This window comes from Streptococcus sp. ELY_137 (assembly GCF_058314515.1).
This window is the reverse complement of record NZ_JBZFUL010000008.1, coordinates 87,947-94,577: the sequence shown is the minus strand read 5'-3', so window position 1 is coordinate 94,577 and position 6,631 is coordinate 87,947. Positions and strand designations below refer to the sequence as shown.

The 6,631-nt window shown below is 38.9% G+C and carries 7 protein-coding genes; 2 read left to right on the top strand and 5 right to left on the bottom strand.

What is annotated here, in order from left to right:
* Positions 1 to 304: 304 nt before the first annotated feature.
* The 3 genes from hpf to AC4HAO_RS07360 form a co-directional block, all read right to left on the bottom strand.
* A complete protein-coding gene (hpf, locus tag AC4HAO_RS07370) occupies positions 305 to 853 on the bottom strand; it encodes a ribosome hibernation-promoting factor, HPF/YfiA family (protein ID WP_447452640.1) in 549 nt (182 codons plus the stop codon).
* A gap of 75 nt (positions 854 to 928) precedes the next feature.
* Positions 929 to 1,597 (bottom strand): ComFC family protein, encoded by a 669-nt coding sequence (locus AC4HAO_RS07365; protein ID WP_491094124.1) that lies wholly within the window; start codon positions 1,595 to 1,597, stop codon positions 929 to 931.
* Positions 1,597 to 2,895 carry an ATP-dependent helicase ComFA gene (locus tag AC4HAO_RS07360; RefSeq protein WP_491134996.1) on the bottom strand — a complete coding sequence of 433 codons (1,299 nt, stop codon included), beginning with the start codon at positions 2,893 to 2,895 and terminating at the stop codon, positions 1,597 to 1,599. The genes AC4HAO_RS07365 and AC4HAO_RS07360 overlap by 1 nt, the downstream gene beginning before the upstream one ends.
* Before the next feature lie 46 nt (positions 2,896 to 2,941).
* Here AC4HAO_RS07360 and AC4HAO_RS07355 point away from each other — a divergent pair, with 46 nt between their 5' ends.
* Positions 2,942 to 3,571 carry a YigZ family protein gene (locus tag AC4HAO_RS07355; RefSeq protein WP_491134995.1) on the top strand — a complete coding sequence of 210 codons (630 nt, stop codon included), beginning with the start codon at positions 2,942 to 2,944 and terminating at the stop codon, positions 3,569 to 3,571.
* 103 nt (positions 3,572 to 3,674) lie between these two features.
* On the top strand, positions 3,675 to 4,598 hold the full coding sequence (cysK, locus tag AC4HAO_RS07350; RefSeq protein ID WP_491134994.1) for a cysteine synthase A: 924 nt from the start codon (positions 3,675 to 3,677) through the stop codon (positions 4,596 to 4,598).
* Between the two features lie 262 nt (positions 4,599 to 4,860).
* Here cysK and AC4HAO_RS07345 read toward each other — a convergent pair whose 3' ends face one another.
* On the bottom strand, positions 4,861 to 5,211 hold the full coding sequence (locus AC4HAO_RS07345) for a S1 RNA-binding domain-containing protein (protein ID WP_491134993.1): 351 nt from the start codon (positions 5,209 to 5,211) through the stop codon (positions 4,861 to 4,863).
* Entirely contained in the window at positions 5,208 to 6,608 is a 1,401-nt protein-coding gene (locus AC4HAO_RS07340) for a bifunctional Cof-type HAD-IIB family hydrolase/peptidylprolyl isomerase (protein WP_491134992.1), read from the bottom strand. The genes AC4HAO_RS07345 and AC4HAO_RS07340 overlap by 4 nt, the downstream gene beginning before the upstream one ends.
* Positions 6,609 to 6,631 lie beyond the last annotated feature (23 nt).

The window sequence follows — 6,631 nt, the reverse complement described above, 5'->3', positions numbered from 1 at the left end:
CCAGGATCAAACTCTCATTAAAGTTAATCTAACTCAGTCATTTCTGACTTATTTTCGTATTTTTGACAGGTTAATTCCTTAACCCGCACGCTTGGTTTCTTGTCTATTCAGTTCTCAAAGGTCTTTCCTGCCGTTAAAAGCAACTCTTATAGTCTACTACTTTTTTAATCACTTGTCAACACTTTTGTCATCTTTTTGTGATGTTTCTTGCATTGCTTTCATCAGCTTTATTAGTGTATCAAAGTCAACATATACTGTCAATACTATATCGTAAAAAAACTCTGGATAATCCAGAGTTTTTAATTTATTTTGCTTCAATCAGCCCATAGTCTCCATCTTCACGCCGATAGATAACATTAGTTGTCCCATCATCGGCATCCGTGTAGATGAAGAAATCATGGCCAAGTAAATCCATTTGTAAAATTGCTTCTTCAGCGTCCATCGGTTTTAAATCAATATTTTTGGTACGTACAATCTTTGCTTCTGGTACTTCTTCTGCTTTTTCAGCTGAAAACTCTGCCGAAAAAACTTCCCCTGTTGCAACTTTTTCACGATGCTTTTTAGCGATCTTTGTTTTATTTTTACGAATTTGTCGTTCAATTTTATCTGACACTAAATCAATTGAACCATAGAGATCCTGCGATACATCTTCTGCACGCAAAGTAATGGAACCTACAGGAATTGTTACTTCTACTTTAGCTGTTTTTTCACGATAAACTTTCAAGTTAATTTTTGCATTTAATTCTTGAGTTTGGTTAAAGTATTTTTCAATTTTAGCTAATTTTGACTCTACATAAGTACGGATAGCTTCTGTGACTTCAATATTTTCACCACGGATACTAAATTTAATCATAGACTACCTCTTTCTTGCGTTAAAACGCTTTCTTCTATTTCATTTTACTATATTTGAAATATTTTGCAAGGTTTTTTAGCGTGCTAATGAAAAGCTTTTAATAGTTTTCACACCCTTTTCACTTAATGCTTCCTTGGCTAGCATTAGTGTTTTTCCGGTAGTATATATATCATCCACCAATAAAATATTTTGAGGCAGTTTGCTCTGTCCCTTGAGAGCAAAAAATTGCGGTGTCTGCAATCTTTCCTTCCGTGACTTTTCAGATTGTCTGGCCCTTTTATTTTCGGTTATCAAAAGTAAATCTTTGTAAGGCAAATTTGCCGCGTCCAACAACCCTTGTACCTGATTAAACCGCCTTTCCTTATAACTCATTTGACTCAGAGGAATTGGCACAAAAATATAGTTTCGATACTTAGCCAATCTTGATCTAAGAATCTCCGAAAAAACCTTTCTTAATAAATAGTCTCCCTGAAATTTATAAGAAGAAAAATAATCTTTCATAGCTTGATTGTATGTAAAAACGGCCTCGTGGCTGACCTGTTTCCCTAAATTTTGCCAATACTGACAGTCTTGACAAATACTATTTTCTCCTGCTTTCCAACATAGCGGACAGTGACAAGAACTGATTTGTTCAAAGCTAGACCAACAAGCCGTACAAAGCCAACTTTTTTCATTTGGTAGTAAAAGTAAATCTGTAAATTTTCTTTTTTCCACCGCATTGTTGCCACATATTAGGCAAAGCATCAGAAGTCACCCCTCTTGTTCATTTTTTTGATTTCTACTATGGATTTTTTCATATGTTTACTGACACCATCATGATAGAAGACTAATTCACCTGTTGGACGTTCCTTACTTCTACCAACGCGTCCACTCATTTGGATAAGAGAAGAGCTCGTATAAAGTCGATGATTTGCCTTTAGAATAAAGACATCCACCTCTGGAAAAGTAACTCCCCTTTCTAAAATGGTTGTGGCTACCAATATCCTTATGTCTCCATCGCGAAAAGCTTGTACCTGCTTGAGCCGATCGGTTGTTTGACTAGATACAAAGCCGATATTTTCTTTGGGAAAATAGTGTTTAAGCAATTTGGAAACCAGCTCTCCTTCTTGGATAGTGGGATAAAATATCAGGAGCGGATAATAACTTTGTCTTTGCTTTCTAATGTTGGCAAGAAGTTTTTGAGGTAATCGATTTTTAGTCAGCATTTTTTCCAATTCTGACAACCAAACTAATTTAGGAACGACTAAAGGATGAGCGTGAAAGCGTCGACTTAGTTGTAATTTTTTCAATCTCTTTTTCCTGACTTGTTTCTCCAGATTATTTGTCGCCGTCGCAGTTAAAAAAATTCTTGAGCCATTTGATTTCAAGGCATTCGTCACAGCTTGATAAAGAATTGGATTATCAACGTAAGGAAAAGCATCAACTTCATCAATGATAATTAAATCAAAGGCTTGGTAAAATCTAAAAAGCTGGTGGATCGTTGAAATAAGGAGGGGAGCTCTTTTGTAAGGGGCAGAATCCATGTGGAGCAAGGTAATAGGACAGGAAAAATCTCGGCTAAAGCGCTGATAGAGCTCTTGACAGACATCAATTCTAGGACTGACAAGTGCAACTCCCTGCCCTTGACTTAGGGCCGTAGCAACTACTTGATAAATCATCTCTGTTTTGCCTGATCCTGTAACAGCATGAACCCAGACATTTTCTTTTTTACCAAAAGCAATTACTAGGTTGTCAGAGATTTCTTTTTGCTGAGGAGTCAGTTGACCTTGCCACTCTAGATAGTTTCTTATTGGAAAATCGTTTTGGGGAAAATAACATATTTGATCATTAGTCGTTATACGTCCAAAAACCAAACAGTTACGGCAATAATAAGAATTATCCGGCAGTCGCCAAGCTCTGTGCAAGCGACTTTGACAGCGGCGGCAATAATATTTCCCTGCCTTTTGGTAAGTAGCTGGAATACTGGTTGCTTCTTGCTTTATATCAGCAGGCAGCTGATAACCTAAAAATTGGCGGCCATAGTAATTTTTTAAATACTTCATTTATTTATCTATTCGCAGTTTCAATGAAATATGGTAGAATTTTTTTATGAATTATAAAACTATTGCTAGGGATAATATTATTGAAGATGTCATAAAAAAATCACGCTTTATCTGCCACGTTAAACGTGTCACCAGTGAGAGCGAAGCTAGAGATTATATCGCCCAAATTAAAAGAAAACACTATAAAGCCAGCCATTCTTGCTCAGCAATGATTCTTGGCGAAAAATCTGACATAAAACGATCAAGTGATGATGGTGAACCTAGCAGAACTGCTGGTATACCCATGCTAGGGGTCTTAGAAAAACAAGAGTTGACTAATATTGTTGCCGTTGTTACTCGTTATTTTGGCGGTATTAAACTGGGGGCTGGTGGACTGATTAGAGCTTATGCCGGAATTGTTGCTCATACGATTTCTGAGACTGGGCTAGTCCAAATTAAAGAACAAGAAGGGCTGCAACTTGAATTAAGCTATCCACAGTACCAGACTTTCGCTAATTTCTTAGCTGCTGAAGGTTTACAAGAATTTCATACAAGTTTTTCTGATAAGGTAGAAACCGTACTCTACGTTGACCCTGAAGATCTGGCAGACTGCCTCGCTCATTTGCGGGAATTTTATAGTGGTAAGGTAATCGCTAACAGAGCTGGCAGACAAGTGGTAGAAGTTCCTATAAGTTGATAATGATTGCCTATCAACTTATAAACAATTTGTATTTTACAGATAAACGCTGGAAGTCTATACTAGCCATATACTAAACTTAATGATTTTTAGAGGTGGATTTATGGTAGCAATTTACAACAACATTACTGAGTTGATCGGACGCACCCCGATTCTTAAGTTAAATAATAGTGTACCAGAAGGAGCGGCCGATGTTTATGTAAAGCTGGAATCTTTTAACCCAGGCTCTTCTGTAAAGGATAGAATTGCTCTGGCTATGATTGAAGATGCCGAGCAGCAAGGACTTATCAAGCCTGGTGATACCATCATTGAGCCGACTAGTGGCAATACCGGTATTGGTTTAGCTTGGGTAGGAGCAGCCAAGGGTTATAAAGTTATTATCACTATGCCTGAAACTATGAGCGTTGAGCGTCGGAAAATTATTCAGGCTTATGGCGCTAAGTTGGTCCTGACCCCTGGCAGTCAAGGAATGAAGGGAGCTATTAGCAAGGCACAAGAGATTGCGCAGGAAATTGGCGGTTGGGTTCCCCTTCAATTCAATAATCCAGCTAATCCCGCTATTCATGAGAAAACAACTGGAGCTGAAATTATTGAAGCTTTTCCAGATGGACTAGACGCTTTTGTAGCTGGTGTCGGAACAGGCGGAACAATCTCTGGTGTTTCTCATGCACTTAAAAAGCGCAATCCCAGCATAAAAATCTACGCAGTAGAAGCCGATGAATCTGCGGTCCTATCCGGTGATAAGCCAGGTCCTCACAAGATTCAGGGGATTTCGGCTGGTTTTATTCCGGAAACTTTAGACACTAATGCTTACGACGAAATTGTTCGTGTGAAGTCCGATGATGCGATTGCTACTGGACGTATTATTGGCGGACAAGAAGGTTTCTTAGCTGGCATTTCTTCTTCTGCCGCTATTTACGCTGCTATTCAGATTGCTAAAGAATTGGGAGCCGGTCAAAAGGTTTTGGCTCTCCTGCCTGATAATGGAGAACGCTACTTATCAACAAGTCTATATGATTTTGATTAAACCATTGATAAGTAAGAACATCAACATTAACGATTATAATTAGGAGCCGGACACATTCTGGCTCCTAATTTTTTAGAGCTCATTGTCAACTGTAGTGGGTGAAATCCCCACTAGGAGTTTATAGAGCCTTTTTAGGCACCTGATTTCCGTAACCCTGCTTGCGATTGGACTGGAAATAAGCGGTACCGCTCCTCATAAATGTCATTATAAAAAAGCGCAGAACAACAATACACATGTACTGAGTACCACGCTTTTTAGCTATTTACTTTAAATACTCTAGCCCTTCTTTAACCCATTGCTCCATATTATCTGCCAACGGCTTGAAACCAATTTTATAGTGACTGTTTGAGAAACGGTGCCGATGGGAAAAGTGGTGCCTTTCTTCCTCCAAGGTTCGCATAGAAAGACTGGCTTTGTGGCTAAATTCATCATAATCAAGAACTTGAACTAAGACTTCTTGCCCCTGTTTGAGGACTTGGTAGATGTTTTCAATAAAGCCTGTCTTTATTTCAGAAATATGAATCAATCCTGCTGTTCCATTTTCTAAATTGACAAAAGCACCGTAGGGCTTAATGCCTGTGACAGTTCCTTTATACTTTTCTCCAATTTTCATTCGTCAAAAACCTCAACCGTTTCGATGACAACATCTTCAAGGGGCCTGTCTTGGGCTCCTGTTTCGACTGCAGCAATCTCATCCAAGACTGCAAACGACGCCTTATCTGCTAACTGACCAAAGACAGTGTGACGACGATCCAAATGAGGAGTCCCTCCAGTTACGTAAGCTTCAGCAATCTTTTCTGGCCAGCCACCCTGCTGTAATTCTTGAGTCGAATAAGGAAAATTCTTATTTTGAACAATAAAGAACTGACTTCCGTTCGTGTTAGGACCTGCGTTGGCCATGGAAAGAGCACCGCGTAAGTTGTAAAGTTCTTCGGAAAATTCATCTTCAAAACGATCGCCATAAATGGATTCACCACCCATACCGGTACCAGTCGGATCACCACCTTGGATCATAAAATCTGGGATAATGCGATGAAAAATAATGCCATCATAATAGCCTTTTTTAGCTAAAGCGATAAAGTTGGCTACCGTTTTAGGGGCCTGTTCTGGAAATAGCTGTAAAACCAAATCACCATGATTGGTTTTTATCGTGGCGACTGGTCCTTCAACATTTTCTAAATCCAATTGTGGAAAGTATAATTCTTTTTCTACCAAACCTAACTCCTCTAAGGCATATAAAATACCATCTTCCTCTACATTTTTTGTTACAAAATCTGCCTTTTCTTTTAATTCAGGGACGGCATTTCCCATTGCTACTTTAAGCCCGGCGTAATCAAAAATTTCCATATCATTAGGACCATCGCCAAAAATTAGTAAATTTTCAGGAGTGAGTTCCAGTTTTTCCATAATATGAGCGACACCGGAGGCCTTTGATGTATTATAAAGAACAACATCTGATGAATGAGGGTGCCAAGGTACTAAGCGCAACTTCTCAGCAAGTTCATCAGGCAAAATCAAATCAGAGTTTCTATCTGCAAATGTCCACATATGATAAACATCATTATAACGGTAAAAATTAGGATCTACACGACAGCTTCCATAAACAGGGACTATCGCTTGCTCAATGAGTTCAGAACGTTCTGACACAATTGCTTCATTTCTACCAGCAAAACCGTAGGCGATTCCTTGTTTCTTCGCCCAAGTCACGTAGGCTTCCTTCAGCTCTTCCGGCATAGGATTGTCATGGATAATCCTTTCTTTGTTATCAAGAACGTAGGCGCCATTGATAGTGACAAAGAAATCAGGATTGAGATCTCTGATTTCGGGCACCACACCATACATAGCACGGCCAGAAGCGATACCTGTTATAATTCCTTTATCCTTTAGTCTGCGAAAAACCTTTGCAACAGAGGGCGGCATATAGCCTGTCTCTTTAATCCTTAGTGTATCATCAATATCAAAGAAAACTGCCTTGATTTTTTTCGCACGATACTTTGTTTTAGTATCCATACCTCATCATAGTCTTTCTATTT